Annotated in this window: 22 protein-coding genes and 1 pseudogene; 16 read left to right on the forward strand and 7 right to left on the reverse strand. The window is 54.6% G+C overall.

Annotated features, from left to right (window positions below; translation table 11 throughout):
- The first annotated feature begins 5 nt into the window (after positions 1–5).
- The 11 genes from mltB to ACEVBK_RS14505 all read left to right on the forward strand — a co-directional run bounded on the left by mltB (position 6) and on the right by ACEVBK_RS14505 (position 11,993).
- Complete coding sequence (mltB, locus tag ACEVBK_RS14455) at positions 6–977, forward strand: lytic murein transglycosylase B (protein WP_375055614.1); 972 nt, start codon at positions 6–8, stop codon at positions 975–977.
- On the forward strand, positions 961–1,782 hold the full coding sequence (locus ACEVBK_RS14460) for a septal ring lytic transglycosylase RlpA family protein (RefSeq protein ID WP_375055615.1): 822 nt from the start codon (positions 961–963) through the stop codon (positions 1,780–1,782). Before mltB ends, ACEVBK_RS14460 begins: the two co-directional genes overlap by 17 nt.
- 64 nt (positions 1,783–1,846) lie before the next feature.
- On the forward strand, positions 1,847–3,019 hold the full coding sequence (locus ACEVBK_RS14465; RefSeq protein WP_375055616.1) for a serine hydrolase: 1,173 nt from the start codon (positions 1,847–1,849) through the stop codon (positions 3,017–3,019).
- Between the two features lie 163 nt (positions 3,020–3,182).
- Complete coding sequence (gene ybeD / locus ACEVBK_RS14470) at positions 3,183–3,446, forward strand: DUF493 family protein YbeD (protein WP_375055617.1); 264 nt, start codon at positions 3,183–3,185, stop codon at positions 3,444–3,446.
- Positions 3,447–3,455: 9 nt separating this feature from the next.
- The gene (gene lipB, locus ACEVBK_RS14475; protein ID WP_375055618.1) at positions 3,456–4,109 is read left to right on the forward strand and encodes a lipoyl(octanoyl) transferase LipB; all 654 of its coding nucleotides are present in this window, start codon (positions 3,456–3,458) and stop codon (positions 4,107–4,109) included.
- Complete coding sequence (gene lipA, locus ACEVBK_RS14480; protein WP_375055619.1) at positions 4,106–5,092, forward strand: lipoyl synthase; 987 nt, start codon at positions 4,106–4,108, stop codon at positions 5,090–5,092. Before lipB ends, lipA begins: the two co-directional genes overlap by 4 nt.
- Before the next feature lie 54 nt (positions 5,093–5,146).
- Entirely contained in the window at positions 5,147–6,877 is a 1,731-nt protein-coding gene (locus ACEVBK_RS14485; protein WP_375055620.1) for a hypothetical protein, read from the forward strand.
- Between the two features lie 16 nt (positions 6,878–6,893).
- On the forward strand, positions 6,894–9,134 hold the full coding sequence (locus ACEVBK_RS14490) for an ATP-binding protein (RefSeq protein ID WP_375055621.1): 2,241 nt from the start codon (positions 6,894–6,896) through the stop codon (positions 9,132–9,134).
- Positions 9,135–9,152: 18 nt separating this feature from the next.
- Complete coding sequence (locus tag ACEVBK_RS14495; RefSeq protein ID WP_375055622.1) at positions 9,153–10,607, forward strand: hypothetical protein; 1,455 nt, start codon at positions 9,153–9,155, stop codon at positions 10,605–10,607.
- 1 nt (position 10,608) lies between these two features.
- The gene (locus ACEVBK_RS14500; protein WP_375055623.1) at positions 10,609–11,016 is read left to right on the forward strand and encodes a very short patch repair endonuclease; all 408 of its coding nucleotides are present in this window, start codon (positions 10,609–10,611) and stop codon (positions 11,014–11,016) included.
- A gap of 8 nt (positions 11,017–11,024) precedes the next feature.
- Positions 11,025–11,993, forward strand: coding sequence for a hypothetical protein (locus tag ACEVBK_RS14505; protein ID WP_375055624.1), 969 nt, complete (start codon positions 11,025–11,027; stop codon positions 11,991–11,993).
- Between the two features lie 7 nt (positions 11,994–12,000).
- Here ACEVBK_RS14505 and ACEVBK_RS14510 read toward each other — a convergent pair whose 3' ends face one another.
- The 6 genes from ACEVBK_RS14510 to ACEVBK_RS14535 are packed head-to-tail and all read right to left on the reverse strand — an operon-like array spanning position 12,001 to position 18,270.
- Positions 12,001–12,894 carry a restriction endonuclease gene (locus ACEVBK_RS14510; RefSeq protein ID WP_375055625.1) on the reverse strand — a complete coding sequence of 298 codons (894 nt, stop codon included), beginning with the start codon at positions 12,892–12,894 and terminating at the stop codon, positions 12,001–12,003.
- A 10-nt stretch (positions 12,895–12,904) separates the two neighbouring features.
- Positions 12,905–13,921 carry a DNA cytosine methyltransferase gene (locus ACEVBK_RS14515; protein ID WP_375055626.1) on the reverse strand — a complete coding sequence of 339 codons (1,017 nt, stop codon included), beginning with the start codon at positions 13,919–13,921 and terminating at the stop codon, positions 12,905–12,907.
- Between the two features lie 36 nt (positions 13,922–13,957).
- The gene (locus ACEVBK_RS14520) at positions 13,958–14,851 is read right to left on the reverse strand and encodes a TniQ family protein (RefSeq protein ID WP_375055627.1); all 894 of its coding nucleotides are present in this window, start codon (positions 14,849–14,851) and stop codon (positions 13,958–13,960) included.
- Between the two features lies 1 nt (position 14,852).
- Entirely contained in the window at positions 14,853–15,749 is an 897-nt protein-coding gene (locus ACEVBK_RS14525; RefSeq protein WP_375055628.1) for a TniB family NTP-binding protein, read from the reverse strand.
- On the reverse strand, positions 15,746–17,608 hold the full coding sequence (locus ACEVBK_RS14530; RefSeq protein WP_375055629.1) for a Mu transposase C-terminal domain-containing protein: 1,863 nt from the start codon (positions 17,606–17,608) through the stop codon (positions 15,746–15,748). The genes ACEVBK_RS14525 and ACEVBK_RS14530 overlap by 4 nt, the downstream gene beginning before the upstream one ends.
- Positions 17,605–18,270, reverse strand: coding sequence for a TnsA endonuclease N-terminal domain-containing protein (locus ACEVBK_RS14535; protein ID WP_375055630.1), 666 nt, complete (start codon positions 18,268–18,270; stop codon positions 17,605–17,607). Before ACEVBK_RS14535 ends, ACEVBK_RS14530 begins: the two co-directional genes overlap by 4 nt.
- A gap of 197 nt (positions 18,271–18,467) precedes the next feature.
- Between ACEVBK_RS14535 and ACEVBK_RS14540 the strand changes: the two genes are divergently transcribed.
- Together ACEVBK_RS14540 and ACEVBK_RS14545 are read left to right on the forward strand one after the other, a co-directional pair.
- Positions 18,468–19,250 (forward strand): DUF1837 domain-containing protein, encoded by a 783-nt coding sequence (locus ACEVBK_RS14540; RefSeq protein ID WP_375055631.1) that lies wholly within the window; start codon positions 18,468–18,470, stop codon positions 19,248–19,250.
- Positions 19,225–22,737 (forward strand): DEAD/DEAH box helicase, encoded by a 3,513-nt coding sequence (locus ACEVBK_RS14545; RefSeq protein ID WP_375055632.1) that lies wholly within the window; start codon positions 19,225–19,227, stop codon positions 22,735–22,737. Before ACEVBK_RS14540 ends, ACEVBK_RS14545 begins: the two co-directional genes overlap by 26 nt.
- 313 nt (positions 22,738–23,050) lie before the next feature.
- Here the strand turns inward: ACEVBK_RS14545 and aroG are convergent, their stop codons facing one another.
- Entirely contained in the window at positions 23,051–24,106 is a 1,056-nt protein-coding gene (aroG, locus tag ACEVBK_RS14550; protein ID WP_375055633.1) for a 3-deoxy-7-phosphoheptulonate synthase AroG, read from the reverse strand.
- A gap of 217 nt (positions 24,107–24,323) precedes the next feature.
- On the opposite strand from aroG, the pseudogene ACEVBK_RS14555 reads away from it, so the two are divergent.
- The 3 genes and pseudogenes from ACEVBK_RS14555 to ACEVBK_RS14565 form a co-directional block, all read left to right on the forward strand.
- Positions 24,324–24,485 (forward strand): annotated as a pseudogene (locus tag ACEVBK_RS14555) (DUF2061 domain-containing protein); the annotation flags it as partial.
- A gap of 81 nt (positions 24,486–24,566) precedes the next feature.
- Positions 24,567–24,968: a DUF2750 domain-containing protein gene (locus tag ACEVBK_RS14560; RefSeq protein ID WP_375055634.1), complete on the forward strand. Its 402-nt coding sequence runs from the start codon at positions 24,567–24,569 to the stop codon at positions 24,966–24,968.
- Positions 24,968–25,414, forward strand: a complete 447-nt coding sequence (locus tag ACEVBK_RS14565) for a YaiI/YqxD family protein (RefSeq protein WP_375055635.1) — start codon at positions 24,968–24,970, stop codon at positions 25,412–25,414. The genes ACEVBK_RS14560 and ACEVBK_RS14565 overlap by 1 nt, the downstream gene beginning before the upstream one ends.
- Positions 25,415–25,443 lie beyond the last annotated feature (29 nt).

The following is a 25,443-nucleotide window of genomic DNA, read 5'->3' on the forward strand; positions in this document are numbered from 1 at the left end:
ACCGAATGCGCCTTGCCCTTTTTTCTGCGGCCGTCCTCCTGACGTCTTCCATCCAGGCCAGCGAGCCCAACGGTGAACAACAGCAATGGCTGGACGAACTGGCCGGCAAGTTCGAGCTGCCCATCGCCGAACTGCACCAGGCCATGGCCCAGGCCAATTATCAGCAAGGTATCATCGATGCCATGACCCGGCCGGCCGAAGCCAAACCCTGGCACCAGTACCGCCCCATCTTCCTGACTGAAAAACGGCTGCAACAGGGCGTGGAATTCTGGCATCAGCATCAGGAGCTGCTGGCCCGGGCCGAGCAGGAACTGCAGGTACCGGCCCAGATCATCACCGCCATCATCGGGGTAGAAACCTTCTACGGTGCCCACATGGGCACCCACAAGGTACTGGACGCCCTCTATACTCTCGGTTTCCATTACCCACCCCGGGGCCCTTTCTTCCGCTCCGAATTCGGTCATTATCTGCAATTGGCCAAGGAGCAGGGCTGGCCGCTGGATGAACCCAAGGGCTCCTATGCCGGTGCCATGGGCATGGGCCAGTTTATCTCCTCCAGCTATCGTCATTACGCCGTCGACTTCAACGATGACGGCCAGATAAATCTGTTCGAAGCCACCGATGCCATCGGCAGCGTGGCCAACTATTTCCATGAACACCGCTGGCAATGGGGCGGAGATGTCGCCTATCCGGCCAGGGTCACCAACGCCGACGCCGCCGAGGCACTGCTGAGCCCGGCCCTGGAGATCGACAAGACCTGGGCCGAACTGGCCGCCGCCGGCGTCATGGTGGAGCAGGAGCTGGATGCAGGCACGCCGGTGAAGCTTATCAAGCTGGATGGCCTCGAAGGCCCCGAATATTGGGTGGTAAGACATAACTTTTACGTCATTACCCGCTATAATCGCAGTCCATTATATGCCATGGCCGTGTATCAACTCAGTGAGCAAATCAAGCAGGCTTATGAACACTCTCACTAAACGTGTATTGCCCCTGGCAGCCCTTTGGCTTGCGGCTTGCGGCAGCCAGCCGGAGCATCAAGCAGACAAGGACGCCGCCTGGGAAAAGGAAACCGCCGGTGGCCGTTACGCCATGCGCCAGGACAAGGCGCCCACGGCCCCACCCAACCTGGACCACATCAAGGATGCGGTGCCCCGTTACGAGCCCTACAGCCGTCAGGGCAACCGTGACTACAACGTCTGGGGCCAGGATTATGTGGTCTGGCGGGATGTGGAAAACTACAAGGACGAAGGCATGGCATCCTGGTACGGTTCCAAGTTCCACGGCTACCATACCTCCAATGGCGAGGTATACGACATGTACACCATGACCGCCGCCCACAAGCACCTGCCGCTGCCGTCCTTCGTGCGGGTCACCAACACCGGCAATGGCAAGCAGGTGGTGGTACGGGTCAACGATCGGGGGCCCTTTCATGGCGGTCGGGTGATCGACCTGTCCTATGCCGCCGCCTACAAGCTCGGCATGCTGGAAACCGGCACGGCGCCGGTGAAGGTGGAGTTGATCAGGGTGGCTCCCAGCGGCAAGGAAACCCGGTTGACAGACTCCCTGGGGGGCAAACACATCCAGTTGCTGGCCACCCGCTCCGCCGATACGGCCAAGGAGCTTGCCGCCCGCCTGAGCAAGGAGTATGGTTTTCCCGCCCGGGTCGAGCGCCAGTCGGAATGGTATCGGCTACAAATGGGACCTATTCCAGCCAGCAGGACCGAAGCTACCCTGGCCCGCCTGATAGCCGATGGCTATTCCCAGGCTTATTTTTTGAACTAAACCGCCTTATTTACACCTTAAACCGGCAGTTACTGCCCATTTGAACAGGGACCAGACAGACGTTATGCGCATGGTTAATACTATCCCCTCCTTATTGCTCGCCGCCTTTGTGTCCTTTTCCACCCAGGCACAGACCACGGCGCCGATGATCCCGGAGCCGCCGGCCATCGCCGCCAAGTCCTATGTGCTGATGGATTACGCCAGTGGCCAGGTATTGGTTTCCCAGCAGGCCGATGAGCAACTGCCGCCGGCCAGCCTGACCAAGATGATGACCTCCTATATCCTGGGCCAGGCGCTGCAGGAAGGTAAGGTCAAGCGGGAAGACATGGTAACCGTGAGCGAAGCCGCCTGGGCCCAGAACTTTCCCGGCTCCTCGGTGATGTTTCTGGAAGTCGGCCGCCAGGTCAGCATCGACGACCTGAACCGGGGCATCATCATCCAGTCCGGCAACGACGCCACCATCGCCGTGGCCGAGCACCTGGCCGGCAGCGTAAATTCCTTTGCCGACCTGATGAACTCCTGGGCCGCCCGCTTAGGCATGAAGGACAGCCACTTCGTGACCCCCCATGGCCTGCACAGCGATGAGATGGTTACCACCGCCTACGACATGGCGCTGCTGGCTCAGGCCCTGATCCGCGACGTGCCGGAGGAATACGCCATCTATGCCGAAAAATCCTTTACCTTCAACGGCATCACCCAGCACAACCGCAACTCCCTGCTGTGGGATCAGTCGCTGACTGTGGACGGTATCAAGACCGGCCACGTCAGCCAGGTGGGTTACAATCTGGTGTCTTCCGCCACCAAGGACGACATGCGCCTGATCGCCGTGGTGATGGGGGCCGCCAACGAGCGGGTGCGGGCCGCCGAAAGCAAGAAACTGCTGACCTACGGCTTCCGTTTCTATCAGACTCTGACCCCGTACCAGGCCGGCACCAAGCTTATCGATCAACGTATCTGGATGGGTGACAAGAACAACGTCGCCCTGGGGGTAGACAAGGCCGTGGCGGTAACCATCCCCCGCGGTCAGGCCCAGAACCTGCAGGCCGACTTTACCCTCGACAAGGCGCTGAAGGCGCCGCTGGTCAAGGGTGAGCCGGTGGGTACCCTGCATCTGAAGCTGGCCGGTGAAGACGTCATCACCCTGCCGCTGGTGGCGCTGGAAGATATCGAGCAGGGCGGGCTGTTCAGCCGCCTGATCGACTATATCAAGCTGTTGGTCCAGGGACTGTTCAGCTAATCCGACAACGGGGGCCCTGGCCCCCGTTGTTCGTTTTGAGTCCGCCATTAATCCCCCTGCAACTTGTCGGTTTCAGGTTAGCCGGTTTTATGATAAAAATGCGACACAGGTTATGGAAAAAATTTCCATCTGCCACCGAATACCGCACGTTGCAAAGGTTGCCATGAATACCAAATTTGATGAGTTACTCGAATTTCCCTGCCGTTTCCCGTTCAAGGTACTGGGCCTGGCCGACAGCCGCCTGCCGGATATGATCGTCGAAGTACTGCAACAACACGCTCCGGGCGATTACAGCCCTCAGGTCCGCCCCAGCAGCAAGGGCAATTACCATGCGGTGACCGTGCAGGTAACGGTTCACAACAAGGAACAGGTAGAGCTGCTGTATCAGGAACTGGGCAAGCTGGACTTGGTCAAGTACGTACTCTAGGGCATCGGTATGCAGCAGGATCATCTCACCGTCAGACACTGGGGACAGGCCTCCTACGAGCATGTCTGGCATACCATGCAACTGTTTACCGATCGACGGGATGAACACACCGAAGATGAATTCTGGCTGGTAGAACACCTGCCGGTCTTTACCCAGGGGCAGGCCGGCAAGCCGGAGCATATCCTGAACCCGGGCGATATCCCCCTGGTGCAGACCGATCGGGGCGGCCAGGTCACCTACCACGGTCCGGGCCAGTTGGTACTCTATCTGCTGCTGGACGTGCGCCGCAAGAAACTGGGCGTGCGCAACCTGGTCACCGCCATGGAAAGCTCCATCGTCACCTTGCTGGCCCAATACCAGATTGAAGCACATGCCAAACCCGATGCCCCCGGCGTCTATGTCGGCGCCAGCAAAATCGCCTCCCTCGGCCTGCGCGTACGCCGCGGCTGCTCTTTCCATGGCCTGGCGCTGAACGTCAATATGGACCTGAACCCCTTCCTGCGTATCAACCCCTGCGGCTACGCGGGCATGGCCATGACCCAGTGCTGCGCCCTCGGTGGTCCACAAAGCCTTGAAGAAGCCCAATCCCGGCTGGTACCCTTGCTGGCGGAACAGCTTGGCTACCAACATCTCTACTACACCACAGAGAAAATGAAATTATGAGCAAACCTGTACGCGTCGAGCCCGGCGTAAAATTGCGTGACGCCGACAAGATGGCCCTGATCCCGGTCAAGTACATGCCGGAGGCGGAAGAGGAAGTGCTGCGCAAGCCGGAGTGGATGAAGATCAAGCTTCCTCCCAGCAACCAGCGCATACAGGGGCTCAAGAACATCATGCGCGAGAACAAGCTCCATTCGGTATGCGAGGAGGCTTCCTGCCCCAACCTGCCCGAGTGCTTCAACCACGGCACCGCCACCTTCATGATCCTGGGTGCCATCTGTACCCGCCGCTGCCCCTTTTGCGACGTGGCCCACGGCCGCCCGCTGGCGCCGGATCCGGAAGAGCCGGCCAAGCTGGCCAAGACCATCAAGGAGCTGGGCCTGAAGTACGTGGTGATCACCTCGGTAGACCGGGACGATCTGCGTGACGGCGGCGCCCAGCACTTCGCCGACTGCATCCGCGCCATCCGTGAGCAGAGCCCCAACACCAGGATCGAGATCCTGACCCCGGACTTCCGCGGCCGCATGGACACCGCCCTCGAGCTCCTCAAGGACACCCCGCCGGACGTGTTCAACCACAACCTGGAAACCGCCCCGCGCCTGTACCGGGTCGCCCGCCCCGGCGCCGACTACAAGTGGTCCCTGGAGCTGCTGCGCCGGTTCAAGGAAATGCACCCCCAGGTAGCCACCAAGTCCGGCCTGATGATGGGACTGGGCGAGACCAACGAGGAAATCGTGGAAGTGCTCAAGGATCTGCGCGAGCACAACGTCACCATGCTGACCCTGGGCCAGTACCTGCAGCCCAGCCGCCACCACCTGCCGGTGAAACGCTATGTGCCGCCCGCCGAGTTCGACGAGCTGAAAGCCGTAGCCGACAGCATCGGCTTTAGCCACGCGGCCTGTGGCCCCTTTGTCCGCTCCTCCTACCATGCGGATCTGCAGGCCCAGGGTGTGGAAGTTGTGGGTTACAAAATTAAAAAGGACTGAACATAACTATTTTGTACCCGACATTACATTGATGTACCGCCAGGAGTTACGACCATGGCCATCACGAGGATTCCAAGGATCAAGGAGTTCCCCTCGGATGGCCGCTGCTGGCGGATAGACTGGTTCGGGGGCATCGAAAGAAATCCCTACGTTCCCTCCGAACCGGCCATCCAGGTCCTGCTCAGTCCGCTCCGGACTCCCTCCTCCCTCTCTGATACCGATCCTGCCTCGGTCCGGGCGATAAACGCCCAGGAGCAGACCACAGTGCTGGTCGGCACGGGCCAGCTGCCGCTGCTGTGCATCGGCTCACTCTGGAAGGATGGCATCTGCCAATCTCATTACGCCGGCAGGGAGGAGACATTCCAGGATCTGCTTGTCAGTCCCGGCACGACCCGGGTTGTCACCGCCAACCACCGGGTTGGCAGCGGCTGGCTCGTCAGCCCCCGGTTTTACCGGTTTGGTGTCGGCAACGGCAAAACCCGGCTGATGGCCGTCACCTGGAACGACGATCCCCTGGGACTGCTGATCCCCATGACCGAATTGCTCCGTTTTTACTATCTTGTTTCGACCGATCTTGCCCATACCGTGTTTTCCGGCGCCCTGAAACATGACATAGCTTCGGTTATCAGCCTCAAAAGGACTGGAACGCTTCCCGGGCAAAGCAAATTCGTTATAGGATTGAGGCAACATTTCACAGACGACGACGCCTGGGTGCTAGCCAGGATACTCGCCTCCAAGGAGGCCTGGACCGGGGCAACCCTGCCGCACGACAGCATGATGCGCCATTCCCTCAACAACGAACCCCTGCAGCTGGAGACGGAGTTTCCGTTCTCCGACCGCACCACACTGCAGGCCAGGTGCAAGCGCATCCAGTCTGACGACGGCAGCTGGCGGCATCTGGTGCTGTCCCTGACCCGCTGCAGCGCCCCTTTCCCGTTCGATTGTCTGGTGATAGACAGGGACAACGACAACACGCGCGCCCCTGCCGGAACCGATCTCCCCGACGCAGAGAAAAAGCCGGCGTTCGGACCCGGCAAGATCCGCTCAGAGGAATACCAGGGAAAGGATCTGCAAAACAGAGGCGAGCCGAACAAGCAGTGTTCCACCGAAATCATCCCCCTGCCGTCCTCCCGCTTTGACGCCATCGCCGGCAGGAAAGCCGAGAAACCGCCCAAAAGCGAATGTCGCTACGCCAGCCGGCTGATACCGGTGCAGACAGCCGTGTCCGGAGAGCTGGGGACCGGAGCCGGCGAGAACAACGGTTCGGCCGTCGGAACCGGCAAGGTGGTCACGCACCATCAGCGCAGAAAGGCCCTGCCGGCCAGCTTCGAGACCTTTGTCGCAGCCATCGATGAGCTGGACAGACAGCCGGAATTCTCCGCTAGGCTCCGGGAGCCGGATCCGCTGATTGAATTTATCCCCCTGACCAAGCCGGCCGGTAAAAGACAGTGGTCCTATCTGGATTCGAATACCCGTACCCGCCGTCGGGTGATCATTGCCGATATTCACCACCAAGGTATCTGGTATTCCTTGATTGAGTTTCAACAGAGGGATAATGAAAAATTCACAATAGCTTTGATTATGGATAATAACTATAGAGCGGTTTCAGATATGAACTTAAACATTCTCCTTATGGACTTGTCACATAATAGAGGAGTATGGGTAAATATCATTAAAAAAAATAAATTATCAATAAAAATCACCCCAATGAAACATACTTGGTCAACCAAGGGTAGTTACTCAATCGCTATATCCACAAAAATAAAATTAAACCCGAAGGTGTAACTAAAAGGTGACACAAATGAATGATAAACATACGTTTAGGAATGACAGTTCCACCTCATCATCATATATATTCAGGCCAAAAGCCAGAATAATGGTTCTTCTCGGTGATCAGTTAATTAAAAATCATACACTTGCATTATTTGAGTTGGTTAAAAACTCTTATGATGCAGATGCAAACAAAATTAATCTCCAACTTAATGACATCGACACCACAAATGGTAGTATTGAAGTTGAAGACGATGGCAATGGAATGGACTTGGAAACTATCGTCAATGTTTGGCTTGAGCCTGCCAACAGTCACAAGGCCGATGCCAGGAATCGAGGGATTAGAACACAGAAAGGACGACTCCCGGTAGGAGAAAAAGGCGTTGGACGTTTTGCGGTGCATAGACTTGGACGAAGCATTTTAATGATAACTCGCAGCCAAGGCTGCAAAGAGGTAGTTGTTAGTATAGATTGGGATGAATTCCTTAGAAACGAATATTTAGATCAAGCAGAGATCGATATAGTAGAAAGGGATCCTATTGTTTTTACAGGAGAAAAAACTGGAACGAAAATTACAATTTCAAACCTGAGACAAGAATGGAAAAGAGGTGATATTCGGAGGCTATATCGTTCTATAACATCCATGACACCACCACAATTAACAAACAATACGCCAGACAGTATCCCAACAGAACACCAACCAGAGGATGAATTCAAGGTGAACTTTGAATTATGTCCAGAGAAGGGATGGCTATCTGACCTGTTTTCACCAGAGTTAGCAATTTCACAGGCTCTTTTTAGATTTGACTTCAAATTAAATGACGATGGATTAAGCTATGAATATCACTTCACTCCATTTAATGCGATGAAGTCAGACTACCCTGGACTTATATCTAACAGAAGTGAAATTGTAAATAAATTAACAGCTTTTGAGTTTTTCAAAAAATCTCCTCCGGAAGATGGGATTAGTATGAAGGACAGGAAAAAAAGATCCCAAAAGCCGCTGATGGGCCCAGGCACGCAAGATCAGCCAGGCCTTAACATTGGTCCTTTGGAGGGAACAATATTTGGTTTTGACTTTGACAAAGAGATATACGAACGATATCAGCATGATGAAAACAAAGGACTTATAGATTACCTAAGGCAACAAGGTGGAATTAGAGTATATCGAGATGGCCTTCGTGTATACAACTATGGAGAACCTGGTGACGACTGGCTTCATCTGGACCATAGACGCATACAGGGACCAACCAGAAAATTGGGTAGCAGACAATTGCTTGGCACACTGCACCTTAATTTAGAGGATAGCCCCGCTCTAATGGAAAAAACAAACAGAGAAGGATTTGTAGAGAATGAGGCGTACACAGAGTTGGTATATGCAATGCTCTGTATTTTGGCTCAATTTGAAGCAGAACGTAACAAGGATAAGAGACATTTAAAAGCAGTTTTGGAATTGCCAGTAGGGAATACAGTTAAGACTGAAAAACCAAGAAAAAAAACCATAGAGGAATTACTGGCAACTCTGAAAACAACTGTTCTTGAGAAGGAAGAGTACAAACCTCTTCACCCCATGGTAAAGCAGGTCACAATAGCATACAAAGAGACAAGGGATGTATTAATGTCTGCTGCTGGAGCAGGGCTAGGACTTGTAACCGTCTTCCACGAATTAGAACGAGGCGTCCGAAATCTCCATCAAGCAATTGAAGAGGAAACAAGCTTGGTTCAAATAAAGGAAATGTCTACTGAGTTGGTCTCACTTCTCAGAGGGGCTATGTACATGGTAAATACTAAGCAAATGGAAGTACTTAGTGCATCCAAGCTTGTGGAATATGTTCTTCTTACGCAAGAAAGACGCTTTAAAAGGCACGGTATACAACTCTTGAATGGTTTTGAAAACTCAAAGAGTCTTGATTTCTATATCAAAGGAATCAGAAGAATGCTGACAACTGCATTGGTTAACCTTCTAGATAATTCTATTTATTGGGTTGACTCTGATGACATTTCCCCGAAGTATATATGGATAGGACCTAGTCATGAACTAGAGGGGCCAGCAATTGTAGTGGCAGATAGTGGGCCAGGAATGATTGATGACTCTATAGATCTTGTTCAGCCTTTTTTCTCCAGAAAAACTGATGGTATGGGAATTGGCCTTTATTACAGCGATATGGCAATGAAGAGCCACAATGGAAGATTGGCCTTTCCGCATCAGGGAGCAATAGAATGCCCCGCTGTCACTTCAGGCGCTTGTATTGCAATGGTCTTCAGCCTTTGAACGAGGATAAAAATTATTATGCGCTCTAATGGAACAACATTAATTATTGATGATAAAGAAGAAGATGGTCGTCCAATCTCAGAAGCACTAAGAAATATATGCATTCCAAATCTATTTTTCTTGGCTGATGAGCAACATCTTATAGATCAAAGAGAAAAAGGTAGAATTCCGGTTGAACGAGTAAAAATTGTAATTCAAGATATAAATCTTACAGGCATGCAGTCACCATCTAAAAAAGATTACGACAAGGCTGCCACTTTCCTTGAAAATTTATTGCCAGATAACAATGGTCCTTGGCTAATGATTGCATGGTCAACTTGGGCAGATGTTGAGATGTGGAAAAACTACCCTCAAGAATTATTTCAACATCTGATAAAGGAACTACCAAAAGACAAGCGTCCATATGCTCTAAATATTCTGGATAAGAGTAAGTTTACTTCAGGAGGAAAAGATGATCACAATGAAGTCCTTCCCTATTCAGATATGACAATAGAACAGAAAAAAAATCTTACAACAGATGTAGAAACAGCTTCAATTCAAAATGGCGCAATAAGATCCTTATTTCTCTGGGAGAATTCCGTTTCAGAAGCAGTCAGCCAAACAATAATAGATTTACAGTCACTAGGTAAGTATGATGCGCGATTCGAACAACGTGTTGGCAAAGCATTGTACGAGCTTGCAAAAGCAGAAGCAGGGAAGTCCATTACACCAAGTAATGCTCGTAATGCCCTGTACAGAATACTGAACAGTCAGTTACTGGATCGTGTTACTAGTGATATGGATGAAACATGTGATATCTGCCAATACTCAAATGAAAATGGCTGGAGTGACATTAAAGAGTGGAAAAGGAAAATGAATAAGTTCCTTCATTTTGACAACTCCCAGAACAACTCCGGCCCCGGAACTTTATATGCTTATAATAGCTACCTTGAGTCATTAGCTGAATGTCATCAGGTCGTTCCAGGAACTGAGTTAAATATAGTCAAGCAAAAAGAAGATGTATTGGGAGAGAGATTAATAATCAACACTTTTATATCTCCTATTGAAAATTCTCACAGCGAACATAGAGAGGTTATAAAACAGTGCATAGAAAATTCTGAATGTATCGTCGTCGATATCACTCCACCATGTGATCATGCACAAAACAAGGCAGAATGGAAAAAATTCTGTGCCGGAATCTTGGTTGATATGACATCATTAAACAAAAAACAGATCGAAGAATTGAATAGTATTTATAAAAATATTGGATTCCTTTGGTCAAGCTGTGATTTCTCAGACTCCATATCCGATACTCAAAACTCTCACAAAAGATTGATGTTTAACTCAAGAGTCATGTTTTCAATTCCTGAACATGAGCTAGTAAAAAGCAAGTTGAAACTGGCAAATATAACAAAAATGAGAGAGCAAATATCCAGAGACCTAACACATTGGCTAAGTAACCAGCTTAGCCGTCCTGGATATACGATGATGTAATATGACTGACGTTCTAAATGAAAAGCAGAGAAAGTACTGCATGTCGAGGATCAGGGGTAAAAACACAACCCCTGAGGTACTGCTTCGTAAAGCCCTTTGGAGAAAAGGACTGCGCTACAGACTTAGTTCATCCTTACCAGGACGACCAGACATAACTTTTCCCAGGCAGAAGATAGCTATCTTCGTTGATGGTTGTTTTTGGCACAAATGCCCTGAACATTTCCAAACGCCCAAAACCCGGACTGAGTTCTGGGTTCAAAAACTTGAAAAAAATATCAAGAGAGATAAACTTGTTAATGAAAAACTTAAAAGTTTAGGGTGGACGGTTATAAGGTTTTGGGAACATGAGATTAATAAAGATACTACTGCATGTGTAAATGCAGTACAACGTATGATTTCTTTAAAATAAAGTGGAATATGTCAACTGAATTATATATAGATGAAAATGCAGGCGGGCGACTTACGGCTGAGGCCCTTCTCCGGTCAACTGGGAGTGTTGATATATGGTTAAGTGAGCAGGTTTTTCCAAAATACAAATTTTGTATATTCCGTATCGCAGACAAGGGGTTTTTCTTTAATCTTGGATTCATCAATGGTGAATTGATTTTTCAGCGGAATCAACATGTATTAAAGGTTGATGAATCGTTCTTTAAAAAGCTACCAAACAATACTACCTTTATAGCATCTTGGGAGCCTGACCGGCTGACATTTTTATTGGGACCAAGGGGATTTCAGGGACCGAGCATTCGCAAAACAATGAATATCAACCCGATTCCAGCCCCCAATAATTTGATTCGCTGGGCCAGAGAGCAATCTTTACTTCCTACGAAAGAATACGAAAAGGAATCGGACTTCGTTGCCCGAGTTCATTCTGGTCTGGCAATGCTGCAAGATAAAATTGATGCTATGCCTAGCAGGGATATTTTTTTTGACATTAATTATAACAACAGAAAAATAAAAAATCGCAGACCTAAGAAAGAAACTGATCTTCACGGAATAATACACGCTCTTCTTTCAGACCAATTTTTCATTGCATCCATCGAGGTAATTCCGGAAGCATCCTCAGGTGTTGGCAACCTTGACTTTCTGTTCCTCGGTTTTATTAAGAATTGTGGCTTAATGAAGGTATGCGCTGAATTCAAATTGGCTCATTCGCAAGATCTGTATAGAGGGATAGAACATCAACTTCCCTCATATATGAAGGCTCATGGAACGAGCAATGGAACATACTGCATCCTTGATTTCGATGCTAAAGCCAGCGATAGCAGCGATCTTCACTGTGAGTTAGCTTTGGCAGCCTCACGAGGCTGGCAAGATAGATTATCACCGATAAAAATACATCATTTCTATTTGTCCAAGCCAATGACGGCATCCAAGTCTAAGTGATGGTATTTTAGCTTGAATATTCACAGCTTTCTATCCATATCTTAATCTGCTCAAGCTGCCCAATTTTTGAAATGAGAAGTTTGGCGATGTCTACTGCGCAGAGAATAACTACCGGATGCCCATCCTGTACTAATTCTCTGTATGCCTGCTGTCCAACATAAGATGTGGTAACCAGGATCCCGAACTGTCTGTGCAGAAGTCGTGAAATGAGCCTTGACACCGCTTTGACACCAACGCCATGGTTTATTGCATAACATTTGGCCTCCATTGCGAAGTCCACTTCTATTCCACTATTTTCGCTGCCGATAAGATACTTCCCAACCGCATCTCTTCCACCATCACGCCATGGACGGGTAACTATTATATTACGAGCGTCAGGCATGGCAAGAGAGACTATCTCTGCAGCAATCACTTCAAACTTATAGGCATTATGTTTATCCTTATATCTGCCATGGATATAGGATATGATTTTCTTTTCTTCTTTGGTTAAATCGGTTTGTTCTTTGGGGGTCCGAATTGTCTTTCCTGATTCACAGATAAGAGGTAAATATCTACGCCTTTGAACCCATTCCAGCCATTCCTTAGGTGCATGGCTGGATGTACGTGCATTGCCGTTTTGGGCATCCTCTATCCATTTTCTACTGACCACTGCTACATTCAATATTGTAAAAATGGAGCGGTAATTCTGAAACCTTACCCCATTTGACGTTGTCCGCCATACTGCGGTAAGGTCTTCATCTGCGGTCATCCCTTTCGCACCAGGTACAGCCAATCCGAGAAACTTGGTATCACGGAAGAAACCGGCACCGTTATCAACGCCAAGCAGCTTGGGCAAGACTTCATCCGAGTGATTGCCGTTACGGCTTCCACTGTAGATCTGATCAACAACCAGATCCATCATTCCTAGTTCTTTATTGATCAACAACCTGTACCTGAAGTTCGCCTTGCTGCATCTGAATCCAGAGGAATATTGCAACCATAACATCAGAGCAGACACCATTCCCGCAGAGTTTGACCTTTTCCCTGCGGCTGCCGTAAGGGAGTTCATGCCCCCTTCCCGCTCCCATCGCCCGCAACAGCTCTGCCGGCTGCAGCATTCTCAGATAAGGGGTATCCCCGTTCCAGGTCACAAGCCCAAAGCGGTCAATTGTGGTAACCGTGCGCAATGGCACGTCGACTGTCTGCCAGCCGCCAGCGTAGTCAGAGCCATAATAGACAATAATGAAGGGGACACCACGACCAAGAGCGGCCATCGCTCTTTCCGCCCTCTGCAAAGTGGCCTGTGCCCTCCCATTCCTGTAAAGGGGGCTGGCCCGGTAGGCACCGTTCCAGTCGATGATATCCCGTGCAGCCCTGGGTTCCCGATCCATTACGGCGATCAATTGTTCAGCAGTGACTTGAGAGCCCTCTCTGTCACATACAAGAAACATCCGTTTCCTGGCCTGGGCACCGCCAAAATCAGCCGAGTTAAGATACAGGTCACTCACCGTATAACCGAATTGCTCTATAGTTCCCACCAGCTCATTGTGCCGCTGCCATTTCTTCATGCGGTTTACGTTTTCCACAATGACCCAGCGGGGCTCCATAGCCTCGATCCACGGTACTATCCCCATCGCCGTTTCCCGGCTTCTTTCCGAGCCTGGCTTTGCTCCACGCGCTATAGAATGGGAAGTACATTCGGGTGAAGTCAGCAATACATCCGGACGATATTTTTCACCAAGACCGGCTATGTCTACATTCTCGATACGTTCGGTAATAACATCAGCCTCAGGGAAGTTGGCCTTGTATGTCTGGGTAGCCAAATCCCAGGCATCGAGTCCCAAAAGAGGCCTTCCACCGCCCATAACCGCCCCTCGCGCTCCAAAGCCGCCACCACAGAACAAATCAACAAATGTAGTCATATTTTTACCGCCAAGTTTAACTAGCACCAGGTTGCCAGGTTAGAGGGGGGTTGGCAAGCATATTCACCTGTTACGCAGCTGCCGATAGATCAGCCACCACGCCAGTCCCAGCACGTAGTGCCGCTCAGGCAGTGCCCTGTGCTCAAACGGCCGCCGGCTCACGCTCAGCGGCAGCACCGGTTGTCCGCTGCGAAGGCAGAGGCTGCGCTGCAGGTCGGCAAACTTGTGTTCCGAGACTATCCGGCGGCAAATCTCGTGCAGACGCGCCATGCATCCGTAATCAATACGCCCGGAGTTCACGAACTGGCGGTCCACCGCCCTCAGCCAACGCTCCCAGCGCTGGAACACCCCCTGATGCCATCTGTCCAGGGGCAGAGGCTGGAAGTCACCCAGCCTAGTCTGGCACTGCCAGCACTCATCCAGGCCGGACGTGTCATACCGTCCCGGCCGGCCAAGCTCGATGCGGTGGAATACGACCGGGGCGCCGCAGGCGTGACACCGGTCCAGCAGCAGGGTCTGATGATAGGGGCAGAAAGTGTAAAACGCCAGCCGCCAGGAAAGACGGTAATACGGCTCGCTGTCCTCCCTTAGGCAGAGCGGGCAGTACTGCATGCCGAACCCTCGGTGCAGGCGGTGGTATTGCCCAAGCAGCAGCACCCAGCGCAGTTGCCCCCCCTTGTTGCGGTGCTCGAACAGCCGGCCCTCGAACAGCTTCATGGTGGTGTTGTCAGCCAAGTGGCGGGAGGCGCCTGTTCCCGCCGTGATAACCTGCAGAAGCCAGAGCGGTGCCAGACGATCAACATCCCTGTTCCAGACTTGGTGCTCCTTGCCGAACACCCGGTCACAGAAGGTCTGGACCTTGAGGCCGTTGTGATGACCGCATCTCACCAGCCAGGACGAAAGACACTCCCCGGGCTGGGGTTTGGGATGGGCCGGCCACAGGGTTCCCGAAAGCATGTCAATATATCCTGTCGATACGGCGCTTACGCTCGGACGGCGGTGTCCAGCCGATGTCGTCCAGGGTCTTGAGGTCGATCCGCTCCCTGCCGCTCAGCACGGCGTGGACCGCCGCTTCGGTCAGCACCCGGGACAGCTCGCCAATGTAACCTTCGCTCATGGCAAACAGCCGCGCAGAAAGCTCGGCACCGTGCAGCCGGGAAGGGTTGCGCAGGGGGAGCATCCGCTCGAAACTCGCCAGCAGCCGCAGGAAATCGTTGTCCGGCTCCCATCTCGGCAGGACAATGGGCTCGAACCGGTTGGCAAGCTGGGGATCCGTCTGTATGGCCCTGAAGGCGTCCCTGGTTCCGACGCCGACAATACTTATCTGCAGTTCGTTCCCTAGGTACTTCAGGACGTTCAGAAAAGCCCTCTGTCTGTTGAGGTTGCCGGCAAGGATGTGGTGTATCTCATCGATAACCAGCACCTTGAGCTCCACGTAGCGCAGCAGCTTCATCACCTGAAACTGCTTCTTGTCCACCCTTTCACTCGGCCGGTAGGGGGCGAAGAGCAACTCCAGTATGGCGTTGTAGAATCGTCCCTCGTCGGGCACCGGCGGTGCCTGAACCAGGATCACGGGAGCCAGGACGTTGTCGCCGGCGGGATTGTCCCGGGCCGGATAGGCCTGGACGAAGCGCCTTGCCAGCATGGTCTTGCCGTTGTTGGTGTCGCCGACCAGCAGCAGATTGGGCATGCGGTGCGTGCGGGGATAGGCGGCCAACTCCTCCAGTCTGGCCAGTATGGACTTGGCCCTGGAATAGCCTATCCAGCGTTCGGAGCGGATCTTCAGGATGCGATCCCCGTCCGGCAGCGCAAGCAGGGTTCTGGCCCCATCGTTGAGATGCTCGAGATCGTTCATGCCATATCGTCCATTTCATCGAACGGCAGGATTTCTGGCTCTTGCCCGAATCCTATGGGAGGGATCGGTACATCCTGAACGCCTGCCACCGGCCGCTCGGCGGAGCCATGTAACCGCCGCCGCTGGGCAGCCCTCCTTGCCGATTTGGTTTTCTCCACTGCCTTGAGCTCTATCTCCCGCATCCGCTCATAAGCATCGAAAATAGCCCTCTCATTGATATCCTTTCTGCCCTCGGCCTGAACAGCCTTCCTGGCTTCGCGCAGTTCCCATACGCTGATCGCGGGATGTGAAGTGTCGCGATAAGGAATCGGGTAGTAGCTCTGCAGCTCGGGATCGTAGAACCAGACGATGCTGACGTCCCTTGGATCCCGCCTGAACATGAACTTGCGCTTGCGTCTTGACTCGGCCGGATCAGGAGCGTTAATCCACCTTCTCAATACGTCGTGATAATAATGGATCTCGTCGATGACGACTCCGTAATCCTGCACGGTACGCAGTTCAAACGGCATCAGATCCAGTCTCAGCCGGTCCTCGTCTGCCACCTTGGCGGGCAGCCCGGAACCAGGGTTGTTATCATCGCCAAAGATGCCCTTTTGATAGACGGCCATAGGGCTGGCACCCAGTGAGGAATGCCTCTTCTGATGGTAGACGTCAACGATGTAAGTAGTCAGCCAGGTTTCGAATTCCGTCAACGTCAGTGCAGCTTTTCCTTCGGAGTCGTAACTTCCCCTCTCCCTGGTGTTGGAGAAGGTGGTTCCAGGCAGCTCGTGGATCTCCTTTGAGAGCGTACCCAGGGCCCTTTCAATGTGGGCTCCGAACTGGGGACGACCCACGGGCCTCCACTCAAGATCGATGCCGTATTCCTCACAGGCTCGCTGCAGCATCTCCCCCCTGAATTCCTTGGCGTTGTCGGCATGGATCTTCGCAGGCAGCCCCCACACGGGCCAGTCGCTCCTGACGTCGTGCCCTGACAGCCAGCGTTCCTTGGACAGGAAGGAATGCACCAGACAAAGGCCTACCGACATGGCGCTCGGCGGATCAAAGGAAACGTAGAAGCCGGTCACGACGCGGCTGAACACGTCAAACGCCAGAGTGATCCAGGGCCGGCCGACCGGCCTTCGGTAATGGTCGTCCACCAATATGATATCTATCTTGGTGTGGTCTATCTGCACCACGGACAGGGGCCAGTCAGCCCCAGGGAATTGGCCTTCGTGGGGCCGGTAATCAAGATCCGCGGCCTTGCGCCCCAAGCGCCTGGCGACCACCAGCTCTCCCGACAGGGCCCTGATACGGTTCCTGACAGTGTTGTCGTGTGGCGGAGACTCCCCCCTCTCCAGGCAACGGCGTCGGACTTCATCGCACACCTTCCGCTGGGACTTGCGCTGCCTGGTGAGATACACGGCCGCAATAGCCTCCCGGATCAGCTCCTCCACCTCTTCGTTTATCCTTCCCTGCCCCTTATCACTGCGGCCTTTGGGCAGAAGGGACGAAAGCAGACCGCTGCCTTCATAAGCCCGAAGCCAGACATAGAGGGTATTGACGTGCAGCGAGTGTTTCGCGGCAACGGCAGCCACCTCGGCACGGGTCCGGGAAGGTCGGTTTAGCAGCGGTTTGAGTATCTCCAGCCTGGACTTGGCCAGCGCCCAGGATTTCTCGTCCACCGTGCTGATATCCGGCCTTGCCTGTTTGGTTTTCTCCGGCACCGCCAGATCAGACACAGGCACAGTCAGGGTCTCCCTGGTCGTCTCATCCACCAGTTGAACCTCGGTGAGCGAAAGCACCTCCACAATACGGTAAGGATGGTCATTGAAGGCAACGGCCTTGCCCGGACTTAGGTCCAGCAGCTTTCTCCGGCTCATGCGTCAGCACTCCATATCCTGCTCACCATCGTCAGCTTTTCTCCGGGGTCCGTCCCCACCTGTCCTGCCGCCACCAGATACCAAAGCACCGGCAACAGACGAGCTCTTTCCTGCTCGTCCGCGCTGAGCGAAGCCAACAGATGGGCCGGGGTGGAACTGCCTGATAGCCGCAAACTATCCAGGACAGAATAGACGTCACCGGAGTCGGGACAACCGCGTCTCAGGATGGGCAACAGAAACTTGGCATTGTCCAGCCGCACCCCGCGGATCTCCTGTTCCGTCACCAGCCTGAACCGCCATCTCCGCTCCCTGGTGTACCGCACCGCAGCTCTGAACTTGGGTCTGTACTCGAGCCAGTGTGCGCGGAGATCGTCCCGGTATTTCACCTCCCAAAGCGTCGGTATCCGGCATCCGTCCTGGTAGTGCACCAGTACGTCCGGCGTATAAGACCTGACCTTTCCCTTGTCATCCAGCCAGTTCAGCCGGACAGGTTGCACCTCGAAACTCTCGACCGCCCGGTCGAACTCCAGCAGGGAAAGGAAGTCACGCTCCAGCGTTGACTCGAACATCACCTTGCCAACGGCCTTACTGTGGGCGGCCAGCCCGGTGACGTTTCTGTAGTTCTTGGGGATGCTCCGTACCGGCATAAGCAAATTACCCATTGAGGGGATGATGTGCATCGCACTGTGGTGTCGTTTTAGATGTCCTTTTCTAAGCTGTTACCTGCCATGATTGGCCAGCAACAGCCCCATGGCAACCACAAAAAGAGCCCAATTAGCTTGATCCTTTTCTCCCACTGCAGGTAAAAATGCTATGACCGTAATCAGAACAGGAACTGATTCAACAGGGAAGAAAGACTATGGGGCTATATGAGCGGTGGTGCGAGTCCACAAAGGAAAGGGACAAGCGCAAGCATTACTGGATTTATGTCGAGAAGGATGGTGGCCGCGACGAAATCCACGATGACTTGGCGGAGACGATCCGCTCGCATTACGACCGGCTGGAACGTATTGCCGAGGATGTGGATCGGCTCGGCTACAAGGTCGCAGCCAAGATCCTTAGCGAGGCGATGCCCCTGACGCCCAAGGGCCGGTCAGGTGATCTCGGCGAAATTCTAGCAACTGAGCTGGTTGAGGAAGAGATCGGCCTGCGCGTCCCAGTGCGCCGTCTCCGTTATAAGGACGGGCGCAACATGGCGATGCGCGGCGACGATTTCATCGGCGCCGGATATGGCGGCAAGGACGAAAAGCTCTGGCTCCTGAAAGGCGAAGCCAAGAGCAACAAGGTACTCGGTAAGACTACTGTCAAGAGCGCTCGCAAGGTGCTCAACCGCGACAACGGCCGCTGCACGCCCGACTCTCTGCTGTTTGTCGCCAACCGTCTGTTGGAGAGCAACGACCCAGACGACAACACACTGGGCCGCAGCCTTCGCGACGAAGTGGGCCTGAAGTCCCTCCGCGCGGATCGCATCGACCACATGCTTTTCACCGTGTCGGGCAACGGTCCACACGCTTCGTTGAAACAGGACCTTGAGGCAACAGACTCCAATCGAGATCAGTACGTCGTAAACATCCACGTCGAAGATCATCAGGAGTTCATTGCAGCCATGTATGAGGATGCGCAAGACCTTGGAAACGATTGACGAGCTGACCACCTTCCTGACGACTGCGACCGTCGATGGCATCCTTGGACGCCTCCTCTATCGCGGCGCGGCATGGTCACTGATGCGCGAAAACGGTGTGCTGCCACCGAATGCGCCGCCGCTCGGCGCGACGATCGAAACTGATCTTGCCGAACACGGCTTCGCCCTACTTCGGGGCGCAATGGCCCTGCGTGCTCAGGCAGGCAGTTCGGAGCTGACCAGTAAGGCGTTCGAGCGTGCCGCCAACGCTTTCGAAGCCCTGGTTCGCAACGGTGATCCGGAGTCGCCTGATCGTGGCTTTCGTCGCACCATAGCGGCCGCAGCCTATCACCTCGCCGGCTTCTCAGCCGTTGCCTATTCGCTCTTCAACGAGATTGCGGATGATCTCAACACTTCGCCCGGCGAAACGACGATCCAGCACCTGATTTTGCGCGATCTTGATCAATTACGCGGCTTCGTTCGCGAGTGGTTGCAGGACGAAGCCTACCAGGATGAGCGGATCGTCGAGAAGTTGCAAGGTGAAGAGCCCGATGTCGATGAGGTGCTGTCAACCATCCTCAACACGACGATCTGCCGAGCCTTGGCCCATTTTGATTTCGCACTCGAGACTGGCGAATCAGGGCCAGTTGAAGCTGCACAAGCTCTGCTCACGACCGCGATCAGCCTGGCGGACAATGCGGGGAACGTTCCACTATGGTGGATCTCAAACCTGTGTCGCCACCTGATCGACGACCTGTGGCAGCATTCTCTGCACCAGAATCTGCCGACCGAACCGCCGGAAGGAACGGAGGAAATATATCCGGACCTGCGCCGGCTGTTCATCTCGTCACTCTATGCGCGCAAGACTTCCGAGGTCGAGCTATGGCCATCGCAGCGCGAAGCAGCACAGCGTTCCACCGATGTCACGGATGACCTTGTCGTCGCCTTGCCGACCAGCGCCGGCAAGACGCGTGTCGCCGAGATCGCCGCACTGATGACCCTGTCGTCGACGCGCCGGGTCCTGATTGTCACACCGCTGCGCGCCCTGTCGGCGCAGACCGAGAGAACCTTCAGAAAGACATTCGCGCCCCTCGGCTTCAGCGTCTCCTCCCTTTACGGGGCCAGCGGCCTTTCGGCTGGCGATGAAGACACGCTTCGTACCCGTGAGATTATCATCGCAACACCCGAGAAGCTCGATTTCGCGCTGCGAAGCGACCCAACTCTGATCGACGATGTCGGCCTTATCGTTCTTGACGAAGGCCACATAATTGGCCCGAGCGAGCGTGAGATCCGCTACGAAACGTTGGTGCAACGCCTGCTTCGGCGAGCGGACGCGAGCGAACGGCGGATCGTCTGTCTCTCCGCCATACTGCCAAGCGGCGATGAACTCGACGATCTCACAGCGTGGATACGTTCCGATGAACCCGGGGAGCCGGTGCGTTCCGACTGGCGTCCCACGCGGCAGCGGTTCGGCGCGCTCACTTGGCGGGGCACGGACGCGCTTCTTCGGCTCGACCTCGACGATGATGGTCCTTTCCTCGACAAATTCGTCGTGCAGAAACCTGCACGGGGGAGAGAGAAGAAGCCTTATCCGCGCAAGAATTCGCATCTCGCCCTGTTCGCAGCATGGGAATTTGCAAGCCAGGGCAAGCGGACCCTGATCTTCTCTACCCAGGCGAATTGGGTCGAGAGCTTCGGCAAGCAGGTTGTGGATCTTTGCAGGCGCGGCTATCTGGATTCGCTGCTGGAGGATAAGGTGCCGATTGCCCGCGCCATGGAAGTCGGCAGGGAGTGGCTGGGTGAAGACCATCCCGCCGTCGCCTGCCTGAAGGTGGGTGTGGCCATACACCATGGCCGGCTGCCAAGCCCGTTCCTGCGTGAGCTGGAGGCCCTGCTGTTCGAAGGTGTGCTGAAGGTCATCGTCGCATCGCCGACGCTATCGCAGGGCCTCAATCTCAACGCTGCGGTAATGCTGGTGCCCTATCTGGTTCGCAAAGGAGATAAGATCACAGGCGAGGAGTTCGCGAACGTCGCCGGCCGCGCCGGGCGCGCCTTTGTGGACGTCGAAGGCCTCATCGTCCATGTGATGTTCGACCAGATCAAATGGCGAAAGAGGGAGTGGCGAGAGCTGGTCGCCTCCGCCAAGGCTCGCACGCTGAAGAGCGGCCTCATCCAGATCGTCGCGGAAATCCTCGAGCGACTGTCCCGCGAAGGCGTCCTGGATCGCGATGACGCCTGGGAATATCTCGCCAACTCGCGTGAAGCCTGGCAATCGCCTGAGGAAGAGACCGCTGTCGCCGAGCATCTGGCTGCCGGTGTAGAATACGATGCTGATGGCGACGACGAAGGCGGCGGCGATGATGATGAGGAGACCATTGAAGAAGAACCGCTTGCACAGATCGTCGAACGCCTCGATGCCACCGTGTTCGGTCTGATTGAAGCGCTCGATGCTGATCGCACCGACCTACCGAAGCTCTTGGATGAGGCTCTCAAAGGATCGCTTTGGGCCCGGCAGATCGCCCGCGAGGATGAGGACGTCGCCCCATTGCACAAGAGAGTGTTCGAGGCGCGTGCCGATCTTATCTGGAAGAGCACCACAGCGGAGGCTCGACGCGGACATTTCGCTATGGGTGTCGGGCTTGAAGCTGGCCTGACCATTGACACCATGGCCGATGAGCTGGCCGAACTCCTCGACCGAGCCGACGCCGCTGCCCTGAGCGGCGACATTGACGAACTAGCCAATGCCCTCGGTAGTCTCGGCGAACGCCTGCTGTTCATGCGGCCTTTCATACCTGACAAGGCGAACACACTGCCGGCGAATTGGAAAGCCATCCTGCGCAGTTGGGTCTCTGGCGAGGATGTCGCGAAGATCGGGCCACAGAACATGCGGGCGGTCGAAGAGGCCTTCACCTACCGATTGGTCTGGGCGTTGGAAGCTGTCCGCACCCGACGTATGTCTCTCGGCTGGTTACCGGAGATAGTGGCGGGCGGAGCCGCAGCGGCACTCGAAACCGGCGTCCCCCAGTTCATGATGTCAATGTTGATCCGCGCGGGTCTTCCTTCACGCCGAGCGGCGATGGCGGCGATCGAAGACACCAACCCTGTCTTCGTAACGCCCGCCGAGATGCGGGCCTGGCTCGAATCCGACGAGATCACGGCCTATACCGATGCTGGTGACTGGCCGACGCCCGAGACTGCGGCGCTATGGGCACGGTTCCGAACCGAGGCACTCAGTGGTGGCATTCAGAAGTGGTCGATCGAACACTACAAGCGTCTTCTCGACAGCGCGGATTCGCCTCCTGCAGGCCTTTATCGGATCGTTACCGATGAAGGCGACGGACGGACATGGCTGGCAACACCAGAGTATCAGCGGGTTGCCGCATTCAAGAACCCGGCGATTGATCCAAAGCCCAGCCTGTTCTCCGGTCGGCTGCCGGGTAATACCAGATTGGTGGAAGCTTTACGCGTCGGCCGCGGGAAGCTTCGCTGGCCGCCCGTAAAGGCCTAAAGTGTAGAAATGCTCTATGCCTGGACACAGTAATCAATTTAATCCGAAGAATGGCACAGGTCCTGGCAAACTGTTCTCTAAAGCTTCAATCCAGTAGCAAATAACATTGTATTTCGATATCTATATAGATGAACAATGGTGCTCAGTCGCGATGAATATTGTGAGAAGAGCTCAAAATATCCAATTCAGTACATCACAATTTTGGAATTCACAGAAGTGAAATAAATACGTGAGGGGTGAGGCATTGCGCCTACCTCTGGCCTGATAGCAAAAAGGAGCCTTTCGGCTCCTTTTTTAATGTGCAACTATCGGCTCAGGCCTGGCGCCGGGCGGTGACCGCTTCCGCCAGTTGAGCCAGCAAGGCCTCGGTGTCTTCCCAGCCGATGCAGGCGTCGGTAATGCTCTGGCCGAAGGTCAGTTCCCGGCCCTCTTCCAGATCCTGGCGCCCTGCCACCAGATGGCTTTCGACCATCACCCCCATGATGGCCTGCTGGCCCGCGGCCAGCTGCGCGCACACGTCCTCGCACACCACCATCTGACGCTGGTACTGCTTGCTGCTGTTGGCATGGCTGAAATCGATCATCAGCTTCTGCGGCAGGCCGGCCTTGTCCAGCCCTTCACACACCGCCGCCACATGCTCGGCGCTGTAGTTCGGCTCCTTGCCGCCCCGCAGTATGATGTGGCAGTCCGGGTTGCCGGCGGTGGCAACGATAGCGGAATGACCGAACTTGGTCACCGACAGGAAATGGTGCGAGGCGCTGGCGGCACCGATGGCATCCACCGCCACCTTGATGGTGCCGTCGGTGCCGTTCTTGAAGCCCACCGGACAGGACAGGCCAGAGGCCAGCTCCCGGTGCACCTGGGATTCGGTGGTACGCGCACCGATGGCGCCCCAGCTCATCAGATCCGCCAGGTACTGGGGGGTGATCATGTCGAGGAATTCACTGGCGGTGGGCAGGCCCAGATCGTTGAGATCCAGCAGCAGCTTGCGGCCGATGCGCAAGCCGTTGTTGATCTGGAAGCTGTTGTCCAGGTAAGGGTCGTTGATCAGGCCCTTCCAGCCGACGGTGGTGCGCGGCTTCTCGAAATAGACCCGCATCACGATTTCGAGCCGGTCGCCATACTGGTCACGCAGCGGCTTGAGCCGCTTGCCGTATTCCACCGCCGCCGCCGGATCGTGAATAGAGCAAGGCCCTATCACCACCAGCAGTCGATCGTCCTCGCCGGTGAGAATGCGGTGAATGGCCTGGCGGGATTCGAATACCGTGGTCGAGGCGGTATCGGTAGCCGGGTACTTCTCCAGCACCGCTATCGGCGGCAGCAGTTCTTTGATTTCATTGATGCGGATATCGTCGGTTTGAAAATGCATGGGTAACCCTGATTGCTGTGCTGAGCCGGAGGCTCGTTTTTATCGAAAAAGACTGAATTCAATCTATCCCGAGCAAGGGCCGGCTGTAAACGTCCGATTGGCCTGCAAGGCCAATTGTTTGATAGGAATTGCCGATGAGTCTGATAATTAAGAACCGCTGGATAATAAAGTGATAACCATTATCATTTAAACCATATCCCAGTCGGAGAATGACATCATGTACAAGACCATCACCTTTGCCGTTGTGCACTTTACCGTCGCCTTTACCGTGGCCTACCTGCTGTCCGGCGACCTGCTGGTCGGCGGGCTCATCGCCCTGGTCGAACCCATGGTCAACACCGTCGCCTACTTCTTTCATGAGAAGGCCTGGAGCAAATTCGGCCAGGGCCGCCGCTTTAAGCTGGACAACATGGGCCTCCGGGTGTGAACATGCAGGAAAAACACCGGACGAGACAGCACCATGAGCTATACCCTTACCGCCGCCGACAAGGCCGCCGCCCAGACCATGCGGGATGATGAACGCTTCAACCATTTCGTGGCCCGGGTGTGCGAACACGAAGAAATCTGGATTCTCACCGACGAGCACGGCTGCATGATGCTGACCTCGGACGACGATGAAGACTGCATCCCGGTCTGGCCCCATGCGGATTATGCCAAGGACTGGGCGGTAGACGACTGGAGCCAGTGCAAGCCCGAAGCGATCAGCCTCAAGGTCTGGCTGGCACGCTGGGTGCCCGGCATGGAAGAAGACGAACTGATGGTGGCGGTCTTCCCCACCCCCGATGCCACCGGGGTGGTGGTCGATCCCTATGAGCTGAAAGACGCCATCGACCGCAAGCAGGCACTGGGACGGCGTAACTGATGCAAATCTGGGTCGATGCGGATGCCTGCCCCAAGGTGATTCGCGATATTCTGTTTCGCGCCGCCGAGCGAACCCAAACCCCGCTGACCATGGTCGCCAATCACCCCCTGCCCCTGCCCCTGCCCGGCTCGACACTGATAAAGCAGCTGCAGGTGCCCAAGGGATTCGATGTGGCCGACAACGAAATCGTGGCCCGGCTCGCCGCCGGGGATATTCTGATCACCGCCGACATTCCGCTGGCCGCCGAAGCGCTGGAGAAAGACGCGCATGTGCTGAGCCCGCGCGGTGAACGGTTCGACAAGGGCACCATCCGGGCCAAGGTCACCATGCGCGATTTTATGGATACGATGCGCGCCAGCGGAGTTCAGACCGGCGGCCCGCCGAGCCTGAGCCCCGCCGACCGCCAGGCCTTCGCCAATCAGCTGGATCGGCTGCTGCGCCAATAGTTGCCTGACAGACATCGCCTGCCGGCTGA

The organism is Zobellella sp. DQSA1 (assembly GCF_041950555.1).
In the GTDB taxonomy this organism is placed as follows: domain Bacteria; phylum Pseudomonadota; class Gammaproteobacteria; order Enterobacterales; family Aeromonadaceae; genus Oceanimonas.